Genomic DNA, 22272 nt, shown 5'->3' on the forward strand with positions numbered 1-22272 from the left:
GCTGTCCCCGAACCTATGGCAACGCAAAGACAAAGATGCTGTTGCCGCGCTTGAAGTCCAGCTGGGTGTTGCCGCCGGCCGCCACGGCGATGTACTGCTTGCCGCCGACGGTGTAGGACACTGGCGGTGAATTGACGCCGGCCCCGCACTGGAACTGCCACAGCATCTTGCCGTTGGCCGCATCAAACGCCTTGAACACGCCATTGCCTTCGCCAGTGAAGACGAGTCCGCCGGCTGTAGCCAGCACGCCACCGATCAGCGGCTGCTCGGTCTTGTAGTCCCACGCCACCTTGCCGCTATCGATATTGACCGCCGACAGCTTGCCCCATTGCTGCTCGCCCGGGATGACCTTGAAGGCGCCGCCCAGCCACAGCTTGCCGCCCGGATAGGGGACGTCTTCCACCTGGTAGGTCATCGGCTGATGCAGGTTGGCGGCATAGGCAAGCCGCGTCTTGGGGCTGAACGCCATCGGCGACCATTCCACGCCGCCGTTTGCGCCCGGCAGCATGCGCGCGCCTTGCGGGGTGGGCAGGGCCCACATGTTCTCCTGCGGGATCATCGCCTGCGAATAGCGGATCAGGCGGCCGTCGCGGCGGTCATGCACATAGACGTGCCCGGTCTTGCCGCCGTGGATGACGCCCGGGATCATCTGGCCTTTTTCATCGCGCACGTCGACCAGGATCGCCGGGCTGGCTGCATCCAGGTCCCACACGTCATGGGCGATATATTGCGAGTGCCACTTGTAGGCGCCGGTGTTCAGGTCGACCGCGACCAGCGAATCTGTGTACAGGTTGTCTCCGGGGCGGATCGCGCCGTACAGGTCCGGCGACGGATTGCCCACCAGGAAGATCGCCAGCTTGTTGGCACGGTCGACGGCCGGGGCCATCCACACGCCGCCACCAAGTGTCTTGTAGAAGTCGCCCCCCTTGTCGGCCAGCAACTTCTTCTCTGCGGCGATGTCGCGCTTCATGTCGCGCCCCGTAGCGTCCTTGGTGGCCCAAACACCTTCATGGCCCTTCTCGGGGATGGTGTGGAAGGTCCACAGCAGCTTGCCGTCGGTGGCGCTGTACGCCTTGACGAAGCCGCGGATGCCGTACTCGCCGCCATTGGTGCCGATCAGGATCTTGTCGTCGACGACCACCGGCGCCATGGTCTCGGAGTAGCCCAGTTCCGGGTCCGCGATCTGTGTTTCCCACAGCAGCTTGCCGGTCTTTGCATCGAGCGCGACCAGCTTGGCGTCGAGCGTGCCCATGTAGAGACGATCGCCACTGATCGCCACGCCACGGTTGTTAGGTCCGCAGCAGAACGTGGTGATCGGTCCCATCTTGTGCTTGTAGTGCCAGAACTCCTTGCCCGTCACCGCGTCGATGGCATAGACGTGGTTGTAGGAAGTGGTCAGGAACATGACCCCGTTGACGACGATCGGCGCAGTCTCCATTGACTCCATCACTGCTGTCTGGAATACGAAAGCGGGCCTCAGCCTGGCGACGTTTTTCGTGTTGATCTGCGCAGCCGGGTAGTAGCGCGTCTGCACGTACGAGCCGTTGGAGTGCAGCCAGTCGTTGCCGTTGGTGCCCGCGGCATCGAGCTGAGCTTGCGTGACCGGCCGCAGTGCACCGGACATCGGCGCACCGGGCGTAGTCGCACCGCGCTGGATTTCCTCGGCGCCGAGCGCGGCAGAAGCAGTGGAGGCAAGGAAGAGCAGGGGGAGGGCGTGCTTGGAGAGGCGAGGGAGTGAGAGCATGGGGGTGCTCCTTGTTCGATTCTTGTCGACCTGGCCGCTTGGGTGAGCGAAACGCACAAGCCGATGCGCATCGTTGCGACGCAAAGCAGGTCCTGCCGCGCGTCGAAGTGGCCCGAGGTGAAGTGCAGTATAGGCAAGAACCCAAGCAAAACAACCAGCACACGAGGCGCGGTTTGCACGCCGCAAGGGCACCGCTGAATCGGTGCATTGCAGCATGAAAAGGCGGCTTGAATTTGTGCTTCGCGCGCACCAGACTTAGCGGGCGGGTCGGCAGAGGAGGCCGGGAACGGCCTTGCATTGCGGTACCCGTCTTGCGCAACGCGTCGCAACGGTTGTCATCGGAGGGCCCGGAAATGAATCGTGATCTGCGGAGGATTTCAGTGGCGTGCCTGTGCGCGCTCTGCCTGCTCGCAGGCAAGGCACCTGCGCAAGGCGACATCAGCGTGAACGCGCGCTTGCTGGCTTCGGCGCGCGCCGGGGACGAGGCCGGCGTGCGCGGTGCGCTGGAACAGGGCGCTGCGGTGGACTCGCGCAACCGTATCGGCGACACGCCGTTGCTGACTGCCTCCAAGCGCGGCGTGACCAGCATGGCGCGCGCGCTGGTCGAACACGGTGCCAATGTCAGCCAGCCGAACCTGCAAGGCGTGACGCCGCTGATGGCGGCTGCTTTTGGTGGCTACCAGGAGATCACCGCGATGCTGCTGGCGCGTCATGCCGAGCTGAACGCCACCGACCGCGTCAGCAAGACCGCCATGATCTACGCAGCGGGAGAGGGTCGCACGGTGGTGGTGAAGCAGCTGCTCGATGCCGGCGTCGATATCAACGCGCGCTATGCCCATGGCCTGACGGCACTGATGTGGGCGGCCGGCTACGACAAGAGTGAGGTCGTGCAGCTGCTGCTCTCGCGTGGCGCCGATGCCTCGTTGCGCGATGATCGCGGGCTGACTGCGCGCGAGATTGCCGAGCAGGCAGGCGCGAAGAACGTAATGGCTACCCTGGCGGGCGGCCAGACCGCGGCAGCGCCGGTGAAGTAGCGCCGCTGCGCTCACGGCGAATCGATCGAACCCACGCTCTTCGGATAGGTCACGATGCCCCAGGCTAGCGGCAGTCCGTCGAACTGCCGCACCGGCTGGTAGGTGCGTGCGTCGAAGACATAGACCGCATTGGAGCGCCCGCAGGCCACCAGCAGCCGCGCATCGTCCGGCGTGAAGCTGAAATGCCAGCAGCGCTTGCCGACCGCGATGTCGGCCAGCGACGCGAAGGTCTGCGCATCGAACACCTGCAGGGTATCGGCGCGCGCTGCGGCGACGAACAGCCGCGCGCCGGCGCGATCGAACGCCACCCCGTAGGGACCGGTGCGCGTCGGCACGGTGCGCTGCACGCGGAAGTCCGTGGCGTCGAGCACGACGAAGGCATTGGCCGATTCCAGCGTCACCACGTAGCGGTTACCGTCCGGGCTCGCCTTGATCCCGCGCGGGCGCGAGCCAGCCGGCATCGGCAGCAGCTTCACTTGCCTGCCGCTGGCTTTCTCATAGACCGTGACGGTGTCGTCGCCTTCGTTGGTGACCAGCATCAGCTTGCCATCGCGCGAGAACTCGATGCCTTCGGTTTCCAGCCCGCAACGGATCGTCCGGCTCACGCGCCAGTCCTTCAGGTCGATCACGGCGATTTCCGCCGGCAGGGGCTTGTCGGCATCGCCTTTGCCCGTTGCGGAGGGTGGCGGCGCGGCGCCGGGCGGGCCGGAGCGCTCGCCCGGTTCGTAGGTGACGAAGGCCTGGTTCCCGGCCACGCGCACGAACTCCGGGTTCTGTCCGATCGGCACGCGTCGAACCAGCTGGCCGGTGGCAATGTCGATCACCGACAGGTCGCCCGTGTCCTTGTTGGCCGCCAGCAGGTATTTGCCATCGGCGGTCACGCCCAGTCCGCGCGGCCCCTTGCCCCCGGCCGGGAGGGTGGCCACGGTTTCGAGCCGGTCCAGGTCGATGACGGCAATGCCGCCGCCTTCGGTCGATACGTAGGCCTGCGCCGCGTTGGCCGCAACCGGGCACACTAGCGCCAATATGGCAGCGGCCAGCAGGTGCCGCGTACGGCAGGGATGATGCGAAGGCATGGAGTCTCCTCGTTGCCTGGATGGTTGGCGGCCCACTCAGCGTCCGTCCCACTCATAGCGCACGCCGACCAGGAACAGCCGGGGCGCGCCGGGTGCGACAAAGCGCTCAATGGGTACCGCCGCGCCCGGTTGCAGCAGCGTGCCGCCCGGGAACAGGTTGTAGCCCACCTGTCCGTAGGACTCGTAGCGGCGGTCGAACAGGTTGTCGATGCGCCCATAGAGCTGCCAGCGCGGCGCGAACTGCCAGCTGGCGCGCAGGTTTAGCAGCAGGTAGCCGGCAGTGCGGGCGAGGCTCGGGTCTTGCGCGCTGAGCGCGCCATCCTCGTTGCCCGCGACCGGACGCGAGGACGATACGATCACGTCGCCCCCTACGCTGACGGTCGCGGTCGCGCGCCAGTCTGCCCCGAGCCTGAAGCTGTGCAGCGGGATCCCTGCCATGCGTGTGCCCGGATGCACCACCACCGGCGCGGCGAAGGGGGTCTGCAACTGGCCGTCCGCCTGGTAGGTCGCTTGCGTGTAGCTGTAGCCGGCGCGCAGCGCCAGCCGGCCCAGCCGCTGCCGCAAGCCGAGCTCAAGGCCCTGGTTGCGTGTCTTCGGGAAGTTCGAGAAATACCCCAGCGGACTGAACGGCGAGCGCTGGAAGATGATGTCGTCGGTGTTGTTGCTGCGGTAGAGCGCCAGGGTCAGCTCAGTGGTGTCAGCCGGCTGCCAGCGTCCACCTAGTTCCACGGTGCGCGTGACCACCTGGCGCAGGAAGGGATCGGCCTGCAGGCCGGTCGGCAACTGGCAGGCGTTGGCCGGGTCCGCGCAACCCAGCTCGATCGCCGTGGGCATGCGCGTGCCTTGCGAGGCGGAGCCGAAGATCGTCAGGCTGTCGAACAGCAGGTGCGATGCCCCCACCGACGGGTTGAGCCGCGAGAACGTGAAGCGCTCGTCCGATTGCGTGGGCGCGCCCAGCACCGTATGCCGGCGGCCGTCGTTCCAGCGGGCGGCCAGCGTCAGGAAGGTGTGGGGAAGCAGGCGGATGGTGTCGGTTGCGTACAGCCCCACGGTGCTGTCGCGGCCGTCCAGCGAGGCGTTGGTGACCACCGGTGCATTGGGATCACCCAGCGCCGTGCGCGCAGCGTCGAAGCTGGCCAGCTGCGTGCTCTGCGCGTAACGCGAATGGTTCAGGTCCAGCGCGGCGCCCAGTGCGAAGCGGTGCGTCTCGCCATCGTGCGACCACTGCGCCGACACGCCATAGCTGGTCTCGCGCAGGGTGGAAGAATTGAGTACGGCATTGGCGGGCGCGTCGTCCGCTTCGCAGCCTTCGGCGCCGGCGTCGCCCTGGCAGCCGAGCAGGGTGTCGAGGTAGTCGTCGTGGATATCGCCGCTGTTGGCGCGCGAGCGCGTGCGGCGCACGTAGGCGGTGAGCTGCAGCTGGTCCTGCGCATTGAACTGATGCGCACCGTTGAGCGTCAGCTGCAGCGATTTCACGCGCGTGACATCGGGCGCGGTGTAAATCGCGCGGCGGTCGGGGCCGTAGATGCTGCCCGGTGTCAGGCCATTGCCCGACAGCCGGCTGTTGCTGCCGAGCAGGCTGAGGCTCCATTGAGTGGCGCTGGTCGAGCGGCCCAGCTTGAAAAAGAGGTTGCCGAGATCGCTGTCGGCGCGGTCGCGCCAGCCATCCTCGCGCCAGCCGGTGCCGGCAAAGTAAGCGTGCCAGCCGTCGCCCAGCGACTTGCCCGCGCTGACATCGAGCCGCGCGCGGCCGTAGCTGCCGATGCTGAGGTCGGCCTCCACGCCCTGGTGCGTTTCGCCGGATTTGGTGACCAGCGCAAGCGCGCCGCCCAGCGTGTTGAGCCCGTAGAGCGGGTTGCTGCCGGGCACCAGCGTCACCGTGCTGATGGCGGCCTCCGGAATGCCGGCCCAGTTGATGACATCGCCCAGTGCCGCGTTCTGGCGCACGCCGTCGAGGTACAGCGACAGCCCTTGTGCAGAACCCAGCGTGGGCGAGAGCCGGTAGCCGCGATAGAGGATGTCCTGCGCGAACGGATTGCCCTGTGTGTCATTGACCACGATCCCGTTCATGTTCTCCGCCAGGAAGGACGGGAGGTTGGCGGATTTCGCACGTTCCAGGTCGCCATCGGTGGCAGTCTGGACGTTGGCGGGAAATGCCTGGCGCTCGATGGTGAAGCCGGGCAACGGCGTCGGGGCCACGACGGTGACCTCTTGCAGGTTGTGGACCTGGTCCGCCTGGCTGCCCGCGTCAGGCTGGCTGGCCTGCTGCGCTGCGACAGGCGCGGCCGCCGCCAGCGCAATGGCGACCATGCCCGGCGCATGCCGGGACGGGCGAGTGCGGCGTCGGGCGTGGGCCATGGGGTTCCCCTCTCGCGCCGCATCGCGCGGGCGGCTGTGATGGAGACTTCCTGGGGTGGCGCAAATGCTACCTAATCTAGTCCAGCGCGCAGGCGGTGCCAAGGGCGATTGCCCGGTAAGCCATTTTTTCGCCTAGAGTTTCTTGGGCGGCCAGTGTGCGGCAGGAGACCTTGCGAACCGGCCACAGGGCCAAGCAGTCATCCCAGGAGAGCGCGATGCAAGAGCCGGCAGTTGTCATCGATCCCGAACGCCGCCGCATGCTGCGAGCCGGGGCGCTGGCCATCCTGACGCTGAGCCTTCCGCCGTTGACCGCCTGCGCTCAGCGAACGGCCGCGGCCGGGAACGCGGGCCCGGCGCGCATCGGCGTGATCGGCTCCGGGCGCATCGGCGGGACCGTCGGCGGGCTCTGGGTCAAGGCGGGGCACCCGGTCCTGTTCTCGTCGCGGCATCCTGAATCGCTCAAGCCGCTGGTCGACGGCCTCGGCCCGCTGGCGCGGGCGGGCACGGTCGCGGAGGCAATCGCCTTCGCCGATGTGCTGTTCCTCGCCACCCCTTACGGCGCTTTGCCGCAACTCAGCCAGGAGAATGCCGGGGCGTGGTCAGGCAAGATCGTGCTGGATGCCACCAATGCCATTGCCCAGCGCGACGGCGCCATTGCCGATGAAGCCCAGCGAAACGGCATTGGCATCACCACGGCGAAATACCTGCGCGGCGCGCGCGTGGTGCGGGCGTTCAATTTCATGGGGGCGACCAATTTCGCCAATGAACATCACCGGACCGGTGACCTGATTGCCGTGCCGATCGCCGGCGACGACGAGGCGGCGCTGCAGGTGGCGGCGCAACTGGTGCGCGATGCGGGGTTTGAACCGGTAGTGGTGGGGCCGCTGGCCAGCGCGGACAAGTTCGCGCCGGGCGGGCCCCTGTTCCGGCAGATTGGCACTGCCGAAGAATTTCGCAGGAAGATGAGCGGGAATTAGCCGCCGGGAAGGTTGCTTGCCGGCTCAGGGCCAGCGGCGGCTGCGGACTCAGTCTTCCGCTACGAAGCCGGTCGCCTCGACGATCGGTTTCCACGCTGCCCGCTCAACCTGGATGCGTCGCCGCGCTTCCTGGCCGGATCGTGCCACGACCTCGAGGCCGAGGGCTTCCAGCTTTGTCGCCGTTGCGGCGTTGCCGGAGGCGGCGAGGAACATCTTCTCGACCTTGGCCAGCACGTCAGGCTGGGTGCCCGCAGGTACAAACACACCGTACCAGCTGGTGGCATAGTCATACTGGCTGAACCCCTGTTCCTTCATGGTCGGCACGTCCGGCAGAGCCTTGGCGCGCCGCGTGCCGCTCACCCCGAGAAACTGCAGCTTGCCGCCTTTGTAGAGCGGCATCATGCTGGCGACTGCGTCCCAGCCGATCGACACGTTGCCGCTGATCACATCCACCAGCATCGGCGACGCACCGCGGTAAGCAGCCGGCGTGATCGAAATGCCTGCGGACTTGCCCAGTGCCACCGTGCCAAGGTGTCCCGCACTGCCAATCGTGGCCAGGCCCAGGCTGGCGCCGCCGGGGTTGCGCTTTGCCCAGTCGACGTACTCCTTCATATTGCGGTAGGGCTGCTGCGGGCCTGCTGCGACGGCGGTGGGAACATCGGTGAGCACCGCGGCGGGTATCAGATCCTTGTCGGCATCGTAGCCCAGCTTCTTGTAGGTCAGCGGGAAGATCGTGAACAGTGGCGACGGGCCGATGAATACCGTCTTGCCGTCCGGCTTTGCCCGCTTCACGTAGTCGAGCGCCAGCCGCGCCGACGCGCCGGGGCGGTTTTCCACGACCACAGTGCCGTGGCCATCCTGGCGCAGTTGCTCGGCGTATAGCCGGGCCAGACTGTCGGCAGCGCCGCCTGGCGCATAGCCGACGATGATGTGCATCGGCTCGGCATCGGCTGCCCGGGCAGGGGTGGACATCGCTACGGCGGCTGCGGCAACCGCGGTCACGGCAAGCAGGCCTCGCGCAAGGCGGAGAGTGGGCATCATGTCAGCGAAAGCAGGAATGAGAGGAAAAAAAAGCCCGTACTCAGGGCAAGGTTGGCCATTGCGCGCGGAAATCATGCGCGGACTCGAACAGCGCCGCTGCGCGCAGCAACGCCGCGTCCTGGCGGAACTGTCCGACCAGTTGCAAGCCGATGGGCAGGCCGTCCTGGCCAAAGCCGCAGGGCAGGCTGATGGCCGGGTGTCCGGTCATGTTGAATGGCATGGTCCATGGAAACCAATGGGCCCGCACATTTTCATAGGACTGTCCGTCGATCTCGATCCGGCCGAACAGGTCCTGGTCCAGCGGCAGTGCGGTTCGTGTCAGCGTCGGCATGGCGAGCAGGTCGGCACGCGCCAACAGCGCCTGCACCCGCAGGAAAAGCTGTGAGCGCTCGAACATGGCCTGCTGGTACTCCACACCGCTAATATGGGCGGCGGATTCCACCTGCCGCACGAAGGTGGGGCTCAGCAGATCGGCATGCTTCTCGACGATGGGTGCGAAGCGGGTGCGCCAGACCGTATGGTTGATGGCGCGCCAGATCGGCTCCACGTCGAAACCCTCGCCGGAGAACGGCTCCAGCTGCGCCCCCAAGGCGCGCAAGCGTTCCAGGCTGGCCTCGAATGCCGTCGCCACATCCGCCGATACCGGCCGCCCTGGTGGCGCCAGGCAATACAGCACGCGCCGCCCACGCAAATCGCCCTGCGGCTGCGCGGCGGCGATGTAGTCCGGCACTGGCACGCCGATCGACCACGGATCGCAAGCATGCTCGCCTGCCATGGCCTGCATCATCAAGCCGGTATCGGCCACGGTTCGCGTGGTCGGCGTGACATAGGTCTGGTTGCCGAAGAGATCTTGTGCCTGGCTATGCGGGATCACGCCCTGGCTTTGCTTGATGCCCACCACCCCGTTGCACGCGGCCGGTATGCGAGTCGAGCCGCCGCCGTCCGTCGCCACGGCCAGCGGTGCGATGCCGCTGGCCACCGCGACCGCCGCGCCCCCACTCGACCCGCCGCTGGTCCGGTCCGGATGCCATGCATTGCGCGTGCGGCCGAATAGCGGAGAATCCGTCAGGCATTTCGATCCGAACTCGGGCGTGGTGGTCTTGCCGATCAGGATTGCGCCCTGGGCTCGCAAGCGGGCGACCGACACGGCATCTTCTGCCGGCACGTTTTCGCGCATCGGCTGTGCGCCGAAGCTTGTCCGTATGCCGCGCGTATTGACGATGTCCTTGACGGTGAACGGGATCCCATGCAGCAGGCCCAATGATCGTCCCGCCATGACATCCTGCTCGGCCGTGCGAGCTGCCGCCATGGCTTCGTCCGCGCACAGCGTGATAAAGCAGTTCAATGTCGGCTGCAAGCGTTCTGCGCGAGCCAGCACCGCTTCAGTCAGCGTCACCGGCGAGACTTCCTTGCGGCGGATGCGAAGCTGCAATTCTGCAGCGGAAAGAAAACAAAGCGCTTCGCTCATGAGCTGCGTCTCCTTGCGCGCGGTCCGGTACATGGCCGGCCATTGTGAGGTAGTTAGAATATTAGCGCGGCGGGCGAAGGGACGGGGAAAAATAGCCGAACGGCCTTCGCAGTAGTGCAGTCAACGGCTTGCGTCAATCTCGGATGCGTCCCCGATCAGTCTGAGGTCGGGCTTCAGAATGCTCCCTTGTCGAAATTGCCAGCCAGCAGACCGCCGAATCCTGTCGGCCGATCGGTCAGGCCGAGCGTGCGCAAGCAGTGCCAGAGCAGCGCCTGATTGCTGGTGATGACGGGCTTGCCCACACGCTCGATGTCTTCGATGACCCCGCTCACCTGTATGCCGGCGCAGCTGATCAGCACCGCATCGGCCTGGTCGGTGTCGAGTTCCGCCGCCAGGTCAGCCCAGTGCGAGGCAGGAAACGAGCCCTGCTGGATGGGGGTGGAGCAGGGGTCCGCGATCTCGCAGGCGACCTCGATACCGTGCCGGGCCAGGAAGGCGATTTCCATCTCGACCACCTCGTGGGGATACGGTGTCATCAGCGCGACGCGGCGCGCGCCGACCGCGCGCAAGGCGGCGAGAATGGCGTCGGTGGTGGTCACCGAGCGGATGCCTGTGGCGTCGAAGATGCGCTGGTTGATGACTTGCGCCCCCACCGCCATGCTCGCCGCCGTGCAGTTCATGGCGATCAGGGTCACCCCGGCAGTGGCTAGCAGCGCCGCGTGGGATTCGACATCGGCGACGACAGCCTTGTCGCTCTCCAGGGACGTGCGCGAGAACGGCATGCGCGTGGTGACGAACTGCACGCCGGCTGGCGCCATCAGTTGTACTTCGAAGTCGCACAGGCCGCCGGACGGGTAAAGGTGCCCGATGCGTGCCTGATAGCCAAAACCAAGGCTCATGCTGCTGTCCTGTTGAGCGTGGCGGCCGGCGCCGTCTTGTGCGGACGCGACGCCGGCCAGTTTGTGGGAGTTACTTCCTGCCCAGGGCGTGCCTGACGTGCTCCGGCGTCGGCGTGATATACACCGCCAGCGCCGCCAGTACCGCGGCTGTCGAGAACAGCACGAAATTCCACACCGGATTCGCGTTCAGCCCTGCGATATAGCCGCCCAGCACCGGACCTGCCATGGCGCCGAAGCGGCCCACGCCAACAGCCCAGCCGGTCGCCGAAGCGCGGGCATGCGGTGCGTAGTAGTTCGCGATGTAGCCGAGCAGCACCAGCGCCGTGGCAATGCTGCCAAAGCCGGCGAGCGCGACCAGGACATAGTTGACCAGCAGCCCGTTCTTCTGCGAGAGCGCGAAGATCGACACGGCGCCGACCAGGAAGCTGACAGCAATGGTCTGGCGCGGTCCGAAGTAATCGGCGATCCGTCCGATCATCACGCCGCCAATGGCCGCGGCCATGTTGAAGACCGCGAAGAAGGACAGGCTGGAGCCAAGGTCGTAGCCGCTCTTGCGCATGATCTGCGGCAGCCACGTGCCCAGGCCATAGACCATCGTGATTGCCATGAACTGCGCGGCCCACAGGCAGATCGTCCCGAACGCATTCTTGCGCGAGAAGATCTCGGCGAATACGTCCTTCAACGATGTGCGTGGCGCGTCGTCGTGCGCAACCGGCGCGGTGGGGGCCTCCACGCCGAGACGCCCGGCAAGCGCCTGAGCCTCCCGATGCCGGCCTTTGCCGACGAGGAAGTCCAGCGATTCCGGAAGCCACAGCATCAGGACCGGAATGAACAGCAGCGGCAGGGCGCCGATGGCCACGATGGCACGCCATCCATACTGCTCCATGTACGCCATGCCGGCCAGCGCCGAGACCACCGCGCCGATCGGGTACCCGGAATACATCAGCGCGAAGTTCAGGTTGCGGCGCCCGGGCGGCGAGTACTCCACCGTGAGTGCCGCCGCCACCGCGATGACACCGCCCAGGCCAAGTCCGCCAATGCCGCGCACGAGGGCAAACATGGCCGGAGTCGGGGCCCAGACCGCAGCCAGCATCGACAACGAGAACAGTGCCACGCAAGCAATCAAGAGCTTTTTCCGGCCCGCCAGGTCGCTGAGCGGGCTGATGAAATAGGCGCCGAACAAGGTGCCGACCAGTGCGGCGCTGCTCATCTGGCCGAGTTCGAGAGGCGTCAGCCTCCACTGTGGATCAGTGATCAGCGCAGGGACGATGGTTCCCATCACGCCGATGTCGTAACCCTCGGAGAGGATGGCGGCCCAGCAGAGGAACAGGACGAGATACGTGGTCCGTTGGGGGACGGACCGGACGGCTTCGGAAGTACCAGCAACATGCATGGCGAAGGCTCCTGGGGGCGACTTTGGTGGGGGCGTTGGCTGCCGGCAGGCTCACAGCGGGCCTTTATGAGCGCGGCTGAATAAATAGTAGTATTCGCTAATAGGCATGGGGCATCGGGACATACCCTAGTCATGGGCAGGAAAAAAACACTCCGATCACGTTGGCCTGACGTCCGGGTGCTGCATGCGGCGTGCTCCGCGCACGGCTTGCAAGAGCGATGCCCGGCGAAGCGCGCGCCGGCAGCAGACATTCGGCAATAGGGGTGTTTTCAGGGGGGGCGGCTTGCATCCTTCCATGCCAGCGGTTGCCGGCCGATATAGAAGAAGGATAGTGCCGCAGGAGGAGAGGCAGGTGCCGAACGGCGAAGCGGTATGCTGCGACCGCTGGACGCCAGGCGTGTTACCCGACGAGTGACATTTGGTATTAGAAGGGGCCTGATGGGCCCCTTCACACGCTCAGGAAGCTGCGGAGGTTGCCGGTTCCTTGCGGGTGCGTGATGCGCGCGCCTTGCTGCGGGGCGCGGGTTCGGTGGCTTCCTCCGGCCCCAGCATCATGTCCGTCATCAACGTGGCGATCGCCTCCAGGTCGCGTGTATCTCCAATCCGGCTGTTGATGGCAAAGCCGTCGTAGGCCATCCACAGAATGTGGGACAGCAAGCGGTTCGACGCCAGGTGCGCGCGCTCCGGCGGCAGGCTTTCCAGGATCAGGTCGGTGATCGCGATCTCGCACTGTTCCAGCAGGTTGTTCGGCTTGGGGGTGTCCTGCGGGGCACTGGCGAGCGCCTCGATCATCGCGTTGGCGAAGGAATGATCGGCTGCGGGAATGTCGCCCCACAGGCCGACGATGATGCGCCGCAGGCGCGTGCGGGGCGTCGGAAACTTCTGTACCGACTCGCGCAGGCTGTCCACCCGGGCGAGCAGCCACGGGGTGTAGATCTCATAGAAGATCAGCAGCTTGGAGTCGAAGTACACGTACAGGTTGGCCACGGTCATGCCTGCCGCGCGCGCGATCTCCGACATCGTTGTCGCCGTGTAGCCCTTGCGGCAGAACAGATCGAACGCGGCCGCGAGAATGGCCTCGCGCATCCCGTGTTTCTTGACTTGTGGCATTGCACTTCCCCTTCCGGCCCGCCCCGGGCTGTCTTCGTATTCGCGGTTCCTGGTGCAGCGGATGCAACCGATGCCCCAACGTGGTTCGGTATTTTACCAAGACGGGGCACGAGTGATGACGAAACCGCCTCGCGACTGCGGCAAATGGCGGCATCAAGATGTCGCTTGACTTTTCTGCGCTCGAAAATAAAATGACATTCATTATTCGACGGCGAGCCTTCGCCGATGTCCCCATCCAGGAGGAGATGCGCAATGACATCGCAGCAGACGTTCTTCACAGACCGCTATCCGGAACTCGGCAAAGGGCCGGTACCGGTCGAGCCCTATGTCTCTCCCGAGTACTACGAGCGGGAAAAGGCCGAGATCTTCAAGAAGACCTGGCTGCAGGTTGGCCGCGTGGAAGAGATTCCCAATCCGGGCGACTACTTCGTCAAGGAACTGGCTGTCTGCGACACCGAGATCATCGTCGTGCGCAACAAGCAGGGCGAGATCCGTGCCATGCATAACGTCTGCGCGCACCGCCTGAACCAGGTCGTCTATGAAAAGTGCGGCAACACGCGCAAGTTCTTCTGCAAGTTCCATGGCTGGGCCTACGACCTGGACGGCCGCCTGACCGGCGTGCCGGAGGAGGGCTGCTTCTTCGACATGCAGCGTGAAGACTATGGCCTCTCGCAGGTGTCTTGCGACGTCTGGCAGGGATTCATTTTCGTCAATATGCAAGCCCGGCCGGCACAGACGCTGGCCGAGTTCATGAAGCCGGTCTATGGCGACGTGGAAGGCTACCCGTTCGACAAGCTGACCTGCGCCTTCCAGTGGACCAGCGTCGTCAACTGCAACTGGAAGCTCGCTCTCGATGCCTTTCAGGAGGCCTATCACGTTGCCTACGTCCACGGCAACTCCATCGCGGACGCCATCGACAAGAGCGATGGCGGCAGCATGCGGCCACTCGATGTCGTCTGCGGGGACGTGCATCGGCGCCTGTCGCTCGCGGGGAACCAGAAGTCGGTCTACGGCAACCCGAAGGCCGTGACCAGCGGTGGCGCCGCCGCGGCGGAGGCCCTGGCGGAGTCCGCCGCATCGCGCCCGATCGCCGCAGCGGCATTGCGTGCCGGCATGGGCAGCGCGAAGCACGAGTTTCCGCTCGAAGCCCTGCCGAAGGGCGTCAACTGGACGCAGAGCAAGAACTGGCTGTTCGACATCAACGTCATCTTCCCGGACTTCTACGTCTCATTGCGGCCCAACTACTACCAGGCCTACACCTTCCGCCCGATCGCGCACAACAAGATGTTGTTCGAGGGGCGCGTGTACTACCCCGAGATGACCACGGCCGGTGGCCGTTTCTTCCTCGAATACATGAAGGTCGCGCTGCGCGACGTACTGCTGGAAGACATGAGCACGCTGGAACGCACGCAGGCAGCGGCGGAAACCGGCGCCAAGACGCACATGATCCTGCAGGACAGCGAAATCCTGGTCCGCCACGGCGCCCACGTGGTCGACCGCCTGGTCGGCGCAGAGCAATAAGACCGCATATCAGTACATTAGCGAGCGAAGTCATGGAAGAAAAGATCATCAATATCGGCGGCCTGCAGACGCAACGCGCGGCGGCCTTGCCCGAGCGCTTTGCGCATCTGAACCCGATCGCGCACTGGAGCCTGCCGACCGAAACCGCGCGCAATATCCAGCGCCACCGCGCCTCGATGGAAGAGATCAGGGCATTCGCGCAGACCATGCTCGGTGAGCTGGATGCGATCACCGCGTACCTGGACACCTTCGAGCCCGGCGCAATGCCGGCGGAGGCCCAGGCGCTCATGAACCTGCTGCTGTCACTGGCGGAGGTGGCACCGGCCATCGAGTTCTATCGCCAGCAGGCGGTGATCGATGGCTTCGATCCTCGCCGCTTCGTGGCCGACGAGGCCTTCAGGTTGTCCCCGGCGCTTTGAGCCGCCGCTCGCAGAGGAGCACATCATGCCGAAATGCCGCGTATTCGCCATCGACAACAACCTGAAGGAAGTGGTCGCCGATGGCCTGTACATGAAACACATGTTTGGCGAAACGGTCAGCGTTGCCGTCGTCAAGTTCGTCGAAGCCGCCGGCAGGGACCTGCCGGCGAAATCCCACCAGCATGGCGAGGAAGCGTCGCTGCAGTTCTCGGGTGCCTGTTCCGTCTTCGAAGGGCTGGGCGAAGCCGGCGACCACGAGACCGTCATGGAGCAGGGCGATGCGTTGCTGATCCCGGCGGGGCTGATGCACTACGGCAGCAATCGTTTCGAGCCCGCCGGCGTCAGCATGCGGCTGAATGTGGTGACACCCGCCCGCAAGGAGTACGGCGCCGAGGATACGGTGCCTTACTACCCGCTGGCCGACCGGGGAGAGCGGGCATGAGCGCGCAAGGACATCCGGACGTCGAGGCACGCACCGCCCAGCCGCTTTGCCGTCGCGTGGCAGCGGGTCAATCGTCCCCCACCGAACCGGCGTGCCATGCAACCAGCGGCGACGCCTTCGACATCGCCATCCATGTGCTGCGCCAGGGAGAAATGCTGAGCGCCGCGGCAGGCGAGGCGGGCGAGGAAGTGGCTGCGGTCCTGGAAGGCACCTTCACCATCGAAGCCGCAGGCGAGTCCTATCGCCTGTCGAAAGGGGAGGGGATCATTATTCCCAATGCGGAGCCCCGCCGGTGGACCTGCGACGCCGGGAGCGGCCGCCTGTATCGCGTGATCAACCGCACCTCGCTGGGCGAGCAAGCTGGAGCCGCGGCATGAACACGTTCGAACACATCGTCATCGTGGGCGCTGGGCATGCCGGCGGCCGCGTCGCGCAGCACTTGCGCGCGCTGGGCTATGACCAGCGGCTTACCCTCGTTGGTGAAGAACCGCACGCTCCCTATGAACGCCCGGCATTGTCGAAAGAGCTGCTCAAGGGCGAGCGCGCCGCACCGGAGCTCGTGCTCGGCCCCGCCGCCTTCTGGACGGATGGCAACGCGGTAGCGCATGTGCGCGGCCGTGCCAGCGCGCTGGACGCCGAGGCCCGGCTGCTTAGCCTGAGCGACGGCAGCACGATCGGCTTCGACCGGCTGGTCGTCGCGACCGGCGGCCGCGCGCGCACGCTTAATATCCCCGGGGCCGACCTGCCGGGCGTCGTCACCTTGCGCACCATCGACGATAGCCTCGCATTGCGCGAGACGCTGGTGCCGGGCCGGCGCGTGGCGATCGTCGGGGCCGGCGTAATCGGTATGGAAGTCGCCGCCAGCGCCAGGGCGCTCGGGGCGGACGTGACGGTGCTGGAGGCGGGCAACCGCATCCTCGCGCGCTGCCTGCCGCCCGCGGCCTCGGAGTGGCTGCACGGCCTGCACACGGCCAACGGCACCCGTATCGAGACCGGCGTACAGGTCAGCCGCATCGAGCGCGATGGCACTGCCTTGCGGGTTCACGTCGCGCGCGGCGGCGAAGCCTGGGCGCTGGCCGCGGACGTCGTGCTGGCGGCGGTGGGCATCGACAGCGGGGTGGATTTCCTCGCGGGCACCGGGATCGCCAACGAGCATGGGGTTCCGGTCGGTGCCGATTGCCGCAGCCCAGTCGCGCCGTGGTGCTTTGCGGCAGGAGACGTGGCGCTGACCTACAGCCCGTTGTACCAGCGCGCCGTGCGGCAGGAAACCTGGCGCAACGCCGAGAACCAGGCGCAAGCGGTGGCAGGCTTCCTGCTCGGGCGCACCGACCCTTACATCGAAGTCCCGTGGATGTGGACCGACCAGCTCGGGCACAACATCCAGGTGGTCGGCCAACCCGGCGACGCCGACGAGATCGTCGTGCGCCAGGGCGCGTCGGGAGCCCCCGCGACCATGCTGCTGCTGCGCGGCGGGCAGGTCGCTGGCGGTGTCCTGATCGACAACGGGCGCGAGCGCAAGCACCTGGAAGCGCTGGTGCGCAGCGGCACGCCGGTCGAGCGTAGGCGTCTCGCCGACGCAGCGATCCCGCTCAAGGCGCTGGCGTCATGAGCGGGCCCACCATCGAACAGCGGCTGGCGCGACTGGAGGCCGCCGAGGCGATCCGTGCCCTGAAAGCGCGCTATGCCGCGCTGGCGGACGCCAAGTACCGGCCCGACTACACGCGCGTATCCGAAGACACCATGCGCCGGGTGGCCTGGGAGCAGGCGCTGTGTTTCACCGACGACGCCATCTGGGAAGGCGGGCGGGGATTCGGCGATTCACTGGCGGGCCGCTCGCAGCTGCACGACTGGTTCCAGCGCTCACCCTGGTGTTTCGCCGTGCACTACTACGGCAGCCCGCAGCTCGACATCGACGAGGATCGCGCCCAAGGCGTCTGGCGCCTGTGGCAGCTGGCCCTGCGCGAAGACAACCGCGATGCGGTCCTGCTGGCCGCCACCACGCACGAAGACTACCGGCGCGAAGCCGATGGCGCCTGGCGCTGCTGCCGCATGCGCTTTGCCGGGATCCACATGACATCCCTGGGCCAGGGCCCCATGCCTCTGGTGGCGACCCTGGCGGCATTGGACGCAAGGATGGCAGACCAGGCGCGGCACGCTGAACCCCGCGCCTGAATTCCTGAGAGAGGAGACACCATGATGATCGAGGAAGCAGAAACGGTGCGCGAGCCACAGGCGCGCGAGGAAATCATCCGCTGGTATCGCGCCGGCGAAGTCGGCGCCTTGTTCGGCCCCGGCGACTGCCATGGCCTGGACGTCGACGGCCATCGCATCGGGCTGTTCAATGTCGACGAGACGGTCTATGCCCTGGACGACATCTGCACGCACGGCAACGCGCTGCTGTCGGACGGCGAAATGGACGGGCACGGCATCGAGTGCCCGCTGCATGCCGGCCTGTTCGATGTGCGCAATGGGCGAGCCATGTGCGCGCCGCTGACCCGCGATGCCCGTTGCCATGCCGTGAAGGTCGAAGCCGGCGTGGTCTATGTCGCCGCGCCGGAGAAGGCATGAACGCCGAGGCCTCCAACCTTGCCATGCCCGGGCGCGATGCCGTGCGGCCACGCATTGCCGTGATCGGCACCGGCGGTACGTTCGCGATGCACGCCCGGCACCGCTTCGACTGGGTCGAGTACAGCGAGAGCGGCGTGGTCCATCCGATTGCGAAGCTGCTTGATGATCTCGGCAACCTTGGCGACGTGGCCGATGCGGTCGAACTGGTGCCCGTGCCGTTCCGGGCGCTGGGCAGCACCGGCATCACGCCGGCGGACTGGCTGGCGCTCGCCCGGCTGATCGGGGAAACCGCGCGGCGCGATCCGGGCCTGGCCGGCTTTGTGGTCACGCACGGCACCGCCACGCTGGAAGAGACGGCGTGGTTCCTCGACCTGGCGCTCACACTCGACCAGCCCGTGGTCATCACGGGCGCACAGCGTCCCGCGAACACGGCGGGCAGCGATGTGCCGGCCAACCTGCGGGCGGCGCTCGCGGTGGCGCAGTCCGATGCGGCGCGCGGCGCCGGCGTGCTTGTCGTGATGGACGGGCACATCTTCGCTGCCCGGGACGTCACCAAGGCTGCCAGCTTCGATCTCAATGCCTTCGAGGCGCCGCCGTTCGGCCCGCTCGGCCGCGTCGAGGCCAGCGGCGCGGTGACGATGCGGAGGTTGCCGGTCCGGCGCCGTGTATTCCTGCCGCCGGACCTGGCAAATATTGATGCATTGCCGCGGGTAGACATCGTCATGTCGTATGCCGGCGCCGATCGTACCGCGATCGATGCGCTGGTGGCTGCCGGCTGTGCGGGCCTTGTCAGCGGGGGCCTGCCGCCCGGCCGGCCGGCGAATGCGGAGGCGCAGGGCCTGGCCGACGCCGTGCGCGCCGGTACCACCGTGGTCCAGTCCACCCGCGCAGCGCGCGGCATGGTGCCGCCGCAGGCATTCCTGCGCGCCGCCGGCGTACTGGCCGGCGGCGATCTGTCGCCGCAGAAGCTGCGCATCCTGCTGATGCTGGCACTGACGCAGACCCGCGACCCCGTCCTGTTGCAGCAGTGGCTGCTGGAGAGTTGATCGATGGCGTCTACCGATATCTGCCTGTTCGCGCCATCTTCCGGCGACAGACAAACCGTGCTGGTTGCCGGCATCCGGCACCGGTCCGGAGTGTACGGCCGGATCTCGGCCACCCGCCTTGCCCCACAACACAGAAAAGGAGACAGCGATGTCCGAACTCGATATCCATCAACTGCTCGATCTGGTGAATACCCGCCAGGTGGAACCCGGCGACGAACGCGTGCGCGCCATTACCGCGCGCATTGTCGGGGACCTGTTCCAGACCATCGACGAATTTGACGTGAACCCCGACGAATTCTGGGCCGCCACAAAGTGGCTGACCCGGTTGGGCCAGGCCGACATGATCGGCCTCATCACCGCCGGCCTGGGCTTCGACCGGCTGCTCGATATCCGCGAGGACGAGGCCGACCGCGCAGCCCGGCGCGCGCTGGGTACGCCGCGCGCGATCGAAGGCCCGCTCTATATTGCCGGCGCGCCGCTGCACCAGCACGAGGTGAAGCTCGATGAAGGCAACGAAGGGAAGGGCCAGCCGCTGGTAATGGAGGGCCGCGTGCTCGACGTGCACGGCAATCCTGTCGCGAACGCGCTGGTCGATGTCTGGCATTGCAACGAGCTGGGCCGTTACTCTCATTTCGACCCGGACCAGCCGGACTATAACCTGCGCCGGCGCATCCAGACCAACGCCGAGGGCGCCTACCGGTTCCGCAGCTTTCTCCCGCCGGGCTACGCCATTCCGCCGAACAGCCCCGTCTCGGAACTGTTTTCACTGCTCGGCCGCCATGGGAACCGCCCGGCCCACGTCCATTTCCTGGTCTCCGGTGCGGGCAAGCGTGCCTTGACCACGCAGATCAATATTCCGGGCGACACGTTCCTGGACGACGATTTTGCGTTTGCCACCCGGGATGGCCTGGTGGTTGCGCTGGAACCCGTGCAAAGTGCAGCGGGCTACGAGTCGCTCGGCGTGGATAGACCCTTCACCCGCGTTCGCTTCGATTTCCGCTTGCAGGACGCGCTGAGCGAGGACGAAGCCACGCCCGCCAGCCGCTATGACAGGGCCGCATGATCCGCGCCTGTCAGCGGCGATTTCGAGACAGGCACACACGCCGCCAGCCCTTGGCCTCTGGTAGCAAAGCCTAGGCCGCAGAACCGAGAAACGGGGAAATGCAAATTGACTAACTACGGGCGAACGTTACTTGCTGCTCTTTTGGCGGCCCCAGGGATGGCCGCTGCGCAATCGGTCACGATTTACGGTGTGTTCGATACCGGCGTGGAATACGTGAACAATATTGGCGCATCCAAGAGTAGCGTCGTTCGTATGCCAGGTCTGACAGGTACGGTGCCGTCTCGGTGGGGCCTCCGGGGGAGCGAAGACCTCGGCGGTGGGCTGAAAAGCATCTTTGTGCTGGAGTCCGGCTTCGCTCCGGATTCCGGCGTGTCCAACCAGGGTGGTCGCCTGTTCGGCCGGCAAGCGCTGGCAGGCCTGTCGGGCAACTGGGGCCAGGTTGCGTTCGGCCGACAGTACACGATGCTGTTCTGGGCCATGCTCGATCCGGACATCCTTGGGCCGAACGTCTACGGATCCGCTTCCCTGGATAGCTATATACCCAATACGCGTGCCGACAACGCGATTTCCTACAAGGGCACGTTTGGCGGCCTGACGTTGGGCGCAACCTATAGCTTCGGCCGTGACACGGTCAACGCCGGGCCGAGTCCCTCGGGCGCCAATTGCGCTGGCGAGAACGCAGCCGATCCGCGGGCCTGCCGGGAATGGTCTGCACTGCTGCAATACAGCACCGACTGGTGGGGCGTTGCAGCGGCCTACGATTCGCTGCGCGGTGGTCCCGGCGCGTTCGGCGGCCTGACCAGGAGCAGCTTCACGGACGATCGCCTTTCGCTCAATGGCTACATGATTCTCGCCAGGGCCAAGCTGGGCCTGGGTTGGCTGCGCCGCGACAACGATGCCAGCACCACCCCCCGCAGCGATCTCTGGTATGCCGGCGCCGCCTACGACATCACGCCAGCGTTCACCCTCGCCGGCCAGATCTATTACCAGAGGTTTCACCACAGCGACAACAAGGCCATGCTGTACGCAGTGCGCGGCAGCTACGCCTTCTCCAGGCGCACGTCGGTGTACGCCACCGCCGGCTTCATCGACAATAGCGGGCAGCTTGCCAATTCGGTCAGCGGCGGGCAAACCGGTGCCAGTCCCGCACCCGGCGGCAATCAGTTCGGCACAATGATCGGCCTCAAGCACGTCTTCTAGACGCTGCGATTTCGGGTGGCCGCATCGACGGGCCCCTTGCGTCCGTCTGGCGGGGGATGGGATGCCGCCGGGGCCTCCGTGCCCAGCAACAGGTCGGTCATCAATGTCGCGATCGCTTCCAGGTCCCGGATATCGCCAATGCGGCTGTTGATCGCAAAACCGTCGTGGGCCATCCATAGTACGTGCGCCAGAAGCCGGTCCGCCGCCAGATGCGCCCGCTCCGGAGGAAGGCTGTCCAGGATCATTTCGGTCACCAGCGTTTCGCATTGATCCAGCAGGTTATTCGGCTTCTGGGTATCCCGGGGAGCGCTGGCGAGCGCTTCGATCAGCGCGTTGGCGAACGCCTGGTCCGCGGAGGGGATGTCGCCCCAAAGGCCGACAAGGATCCGCCGCAGGCGCTGGCGGGGCGTTGGAAGCGCCTCCACCTCTTCCCGCAATGCCCGTATCTTTTCTTGTAGCCACGGCGAGTAGATCGCGTAGAAGATCAGCAGTTTGGCGTCGAAATAGACGTACAGGTTGGCCACCGTCGTGCCCGCGGCGCGCGCGATGTCCGACATGGTCGTTGCCGTATAGCCCTTGCGGCAAAACAGGCCGAATGCGGCCGCGAGGATGGCATCTCGCTTCTCCGCCTTCTTCACTTGTGGCATGTCGTGATCTCTCCGTCTGCCGGCATCCAATCTGGCCAGCTCAACTGGCACCATGATACGCCATCGATATTCGTTATTGCGCTGATTGACGCATAAGGTTGCGTGGCCGGCTCGCGAATCAAGCCACATGACAACCTTCCTTGACTTTCCAGATGTCGAAAAATAGAATTACATTCGTTATTCGATGCGACGGAGCCATCGAGGTGGCGAGGAGGAGGAAGCAGGATGCTAGAAGACGTTGTCGATGCAACGCCGTGCTGCCAGTC

At 66.0% G+C, this 22272-nt stretch carries 21 protein-coding genes; 12 read left to right on the forward strand and 9 right to left on the reverse strand.

Translation table 11 applies throughout. The annotated features are described in order from the left end of the window. Positions 1–13: 13 nt before the first annotated feature. On the reverse strand, positions 14–1744 hold the full coding sequence (locus K307_RS33605) for a pyrroloquinoline quinone-dependent dehydrogenase (protein WP_042885323.1): 1731 nt from the start codon (positions 1742–1744) through the stop codon (positions 14–16). A gap of 353 nt (positions 1745–2097) precedes the next feature. On the opposite strand from K307_RS33605, the gene K307_RS33610 reads away from it, so the two are divergent. Next, complete coding sequence (locus K307_RS33610; RefSeq protein ID WP_042885324.1) at positions 2098–2778, forward strand: ankyrin repeat domain-containing protein; 681 nt, start codon at positions 2098–2100, stop codon at positions 2776–2778. 11 nt (positions 2779–2789) lie between these two features. Here K307_RS33610 and K307_RS33615 read toward each other — a convergent pair whose 3' ends face one another. Together K307_RS33615 and K307_RS33620 are read right to left on the reverse strand one after the other, a co-directional pair. Beyond that, positions 2790–3854, reverse strand: a complete 1065-nt coding sequence (locus K307_RS33615) for a beta-propeller fold lactonase family protein (RefSeq protein WP_042885326.1) — start codon at positions 3852–3854, stop codon at positions 2790–2792. 36 nt (positions 3855–3890) lie between these two features. Then, the gene (locus K307_RS33620; RefSeq protein WP_042885327.1) at positions 3891–6212 is read right to left on the reverse strand and encodes a TonB-dependent receptor; all 2322 of its coding nucleotides are present in this window, start codon (positions 6210–6212) and stop codon (positions 3891–3893) included. A 215-nt stretch (positions 6213–6427) separates the two neighbouring features. On the opposite strand from K307_RS33620, the gene K307_RS33625 reads away from it, so the two are divergent. Beyond that, a complete protein-coding gene (locus K307_RS33625) occupies positions 6428–7189 on the forward strand; it encodes an NADPH-dependent F420 reductase (RefSeq protein ID WP_042885328.1) in 762 nt (253 codons plus the stop codon). Between the two features lie 48 nt (positions 7190–7237). Here the strand turns inward: K307_RS33625 and K307_RS33630 are convergent, their stop codons facing one another. The 5 genes from K307_RS33630 to K307_RS33650 all read right to left on the reverse strand — a co-directional run bounded on the left by K307_RS33630 (position 7238) and on the right by K307_RS33650 (position 13100). Continuing rightward, entirely contained in the window at positions 7238–8161 is a 924-nt protein-coding gene (locus tag K307_RS33630) for a Bug family tripartite tricarboxylate transporter substrate binding protein (RefSeq protein ID WP_230626218.1), read from the reverse strand. 109 nt (positions 8162–8270) lie between these two features. Next, positions 8271–9698 (reverse strand): amidase, encoded by a 1428-nt coding sequence (locus tag K307_RS33635; RefSeq protein ID WP_042885329.1) that lies wholly within the window; start codon positions 9696–9698, stop codon positions 8271–8273. 173 nt (positions 9699–9871) lie between these two features. Beyond that, the gene (locus tag K307_RS33640; RefSeq protein ID WP_042885330.1) at positions 9872–10597 is read right to left on the reverse strand and encodes an AroM family protein; all 726 of its coding nucleotides are present in this window, start codon (positions 10595–10597) and stop codon (positions 9872–9874) included. 70 nt (positions 10598–10667) lie between these two features. After that, complete coding sequence (locus tag K307_RS33645) at positions 10668–11990, reverse strand: MFS transporter (protein WP_042885332.1); 1323 nt, start codon at positions 11988–11990, stop codon at positions 10668–10670. Between the two features lie 456 nt (positions 11991–12446). Further along, positions 12447–13100: a TetR/AcrR family transcriptional regulator gene (locus tag K307_RS33650; protein ID WP_042885333.1), complete on the reverse strand. Its 654-nt coding sequence runs from the start codon at positions 13098–13100 to the stop codon at positions 12447–12449. 252 nt (positions 13101–13352) lie between these two features. Here K307_RS33650 and K307_RS33655 point away from each other — a divergent pair, with 252 nt between their 5' ends. The 10 genes from K307_RS33655 (at position 13353) to K307_RS33700 (ending at position 21359) form a co-directional block, all read left to right on the forward strand. Continuing rightward, entirely contained in the window at positions 13353–14621 is a 1269-nt protein-coding gene (locus K307_RS33655) for an aromatic ring-hydroxylating oxygenase subunit alpha (protein WP_042885335.1), read from the forward strand. A gap of 32 nt (positions 14622–14653) precedes the next feature. Beyond that, a complete protein-coding gene (locus tag K307_RS33660; protein WP_042885336.1) occupies positions 14654–15040 on the forward strand; it encodes a hypothetical protein in 387 nt (128 codons plus the stop codon). A gap of 25 nt (positions 15041–15065) precedes the next feature. Next, complete coding sequence (locus K307_RS33665) at positions 15066–15482, forward strand: cupin domain-containing protein (RefSeq protein WP_042885337.1); 417 nt, start codon at positions 15066–15068, stop codon at positions 15480–15482. Next, positions 15479–15859, forward strand: a complete 381-nt coding sequence (locus K307_RS33670) for a cupin domain-containing protein (RefSeq protein ID WP_042885338.1) — start codon at positions 15479–15481, stop codon at positions 15857–15859. The genes K307_RS33665 and K307_RS33670 overlap by 4 nt, the downstream gene beginning before the upstream one ends. Continuing rightward, positions 15856–17091 carry an NAD(P)/FAD-dependent oxidoreductase gene (locus K307_RS33675; RefSeq protein ID WP_042885339.1) on the forward strand — a complete coding sequence of 412 codons (1236 nt, stop codon included), beginning with the start codon at positions 15856–15858 and terminating at the stop codon, positions 17089–17091. The genes K307_RS33670 and K307_RS33675 overlap by 4 nt, the downstream gene beginning before the upstream one ends. Next, positions 17088–17654 carry a nuclear transport factor 2 family protein gene (locus tag K307_RS33680; RefSeq protein WP_042885340.1) on the forward strand — a complete coding sequence of 189 codons (567 nt, stop codon included), beginning with the start codon at positions 17088–17090 and terminating at the stop codon, positions 17652–17654. Before K307_RS33675 ends, K307_RS33680 begins: the two co-directional genes overlap by 4 nt. Positions 17655–17675: 21 nt before the next feature. Then, positions 17676–18050: a non-heme iron oxygenase ferredoxin subunit gene (locus tag K307_RS33685; RefSeq protein WP_051975272.1), complete on the forward strand. Its 375-nt coding sequence runs from the start codon at positions 17676–17678 to the stop codon at positions 18048–18050. After that, positions 18047–19096 carry an asparaginase gene (locus K307_RS33690; RefSeq protein WP_051975273.1) on the forward strand — a complete coding sequence of 350 codons (1050 nt, stop codon included), beginning with the start codon at positions 18047–18049 and terminating at the stop codon, positions 19094–19096. Before K307_RS33685 ends, K307_RS33690 begins: the two co-directional genes overlap by 4 nt. 148 nt (positions 19097–19244) lie before the next feature. After that, a complete protein-coding gene (locus K307_RS33695) occupies positions 19245–20159 on the forward strand; it encodes a dioxygenase (protein ID WP_042885342.1) in 915 nt (304 codons plus the stop codon). A gap of 105 nt (positions 20160–20264) precedes the next feature. Further along, positions 20265–21359, forward strand: coding sequence for a porin (locus K307_RS33700; protein ID WP_080745299.1), 1095 nt, complete (start codon positions 20265–20267; stop codon positions 21357–21359). On the opposite strand, the gene K307_RS33705 is transcribed toward K307_RS33700, so the two are convergent. Continuing rightward, positions 21356–22006, reverse strand: coding sequence for a TetR/AcrR family transcriptional regulator (locus tag K307_RS33705; RefSeq protein ID WP_051975275.1), 651 nt, complete (start codon positions 22004–22006; stop codon positions 21356–21358). The genes K307_RS33700 and K307_RS33705 overlap by 4 nt on opposite strands. Positions 22007–22272 lie beyond the last annotated feature (266 nt).

This window comes from Cupriavidus necator A5-1, assembly GCF_000744095.1.
GTDB classification, from domain to species: domain Bacteria; phylum Pseudomonadota; class Gammaproteobacteria; order Burkholderiales; family Burkholderiaceae; genus Cupriavidus; species Cupriavidus necator_A.

Coding starts and splice junctions, on each gene's coding strand:
- K307_RS33630 (WP_230626218.1), bottom strand. CDS start 8,161: ATGTCCACCCCTGCCCGGGCAGCCGATGCCGAGCCGATGCACATCATC.
- K307_RS33605 (WP_042885323.1), bottom strand. CDS start 1,744: ATGCTCTCACTCCCTCGCCTCTCCAAGCACGCCCTCCCCCTGCTCTTC.
- K307_RS33620 (WP_042885327.1), bottom strand. CDS start 6,212: ATGGCCCACGCCCGACGCCGCACTCGCCCGTCCCGGCATGCGCCGGGC.
- K307_RS33660 (WP_042885336.1), top strand. CDS start 14,654: ATGGAAGAAAAGATCATCAATATCGGCGGCCTGCAGACGCAACGCGCG.
- K307_RS33645 (WP_042885332.1), bottom strand. CDS start 11,990: ATGCATGTTGCTGGTACTTCCGAAGCCGTCCGGTCCGTCCCCCAACGG.
- K307_RS33675 (WP_042885339.1), top strand. CDS start 15,856: ATGAACACGTTCGAACACATCGTCATCGTGGGCGCTGGGCATGCCGGC.
- K307_RS33615 (WP_042885326.1), bottom strand. CDS start 3,854: ATGCCTTCGCATCATCCCTGCCGTACGCGGCACCTGCTGGCCGCTGCC.
- K307_RS33695 (WP_042885342.1), top strand. CDS start 19,245: ATGTCCGAACTCGATATCCATCAACTGCTCGATCTGGTGAATACCCGC.
- K307_RS33685 (WP_051975272.1), top strand. CDS start 17,676: ATGATGATCGAGGAAGCAGAAACGGTGCGCGAGCCACAGGCGCGCGAG.
- K307_RS33705 (WP_051975275.1), bottom strand. CDS start 22,006: ATGCCACAAGTGAAGAAGGCGGAGAAGCGAGATGCCATCCTCGCGGCC.
- K307_RS33665 (WP_042885337.1), top strand. CDS start 15,066: ATGCCGAAATGCCGCGTATTCGCCATCGACAACAACCTGAAGGAAGTG.
- K307_RS33625 (WP_042885328.1), top strand. CDS start 6,428: ATGCAAGAGCCGGCAGTTGTCATCGATCCCGAACGCCGCCGCATGCTG.
- K307_RS33680 (WP_042885340.1), top strand. CDS start 17,088: ATGAGCGGGCCCACCATCGAACAGCGGCTGGCGCGACTGGAGGCCGCC.
- K307_RS33635 (WP_042885329.1), bottom strand. CDS start 9,698: ATGAGCGAAGCGCTTTGTTTTCTTTCCGCTGCAGAATTGCAGCTTCGC.
- K307_RS33650 (WP_042885333.1), bottom strand. CDS start 13,100: ATGCCACAAGTCAAGAAACACGGGATGCGCGAGGCCATTCTCGCGGCC.
- K307_RS33655 (WP_042885335.1), top strand. CDS start 13,353: ATGACATCGCAGCAGACGTTCTTCACAGACCGCTATCCGGAACTCGGC.
- K307_RS33670 (WP_042885338.1), top strand. CDS start 15,479: ATGAGCGCGCAAGGACATCCGGACGTCGAGGCACGCACCGCCCAGCCG.
- K307_RS33610 (WP_042885324.1), top strand. CDS start 2,098: ATGAATCGTGATCTGCGGAGGATTTCAGTGGCGTGCCTGTGCGCGCTC.
- K307_RS33640 (WP_042885330.1), bottom strand. CDS start 10,597: ATGAGCCTTGGTTTTGGCTATCAGGCACGCATCGGGCACCTTTACCCG.
- K307_RS33690 (WP_051975273.1), top strand. CDS start 18,047: ATGAACGCCGAGGCCTCCAACCTTGCCATGCCCGGGCGCGATGCCGTG.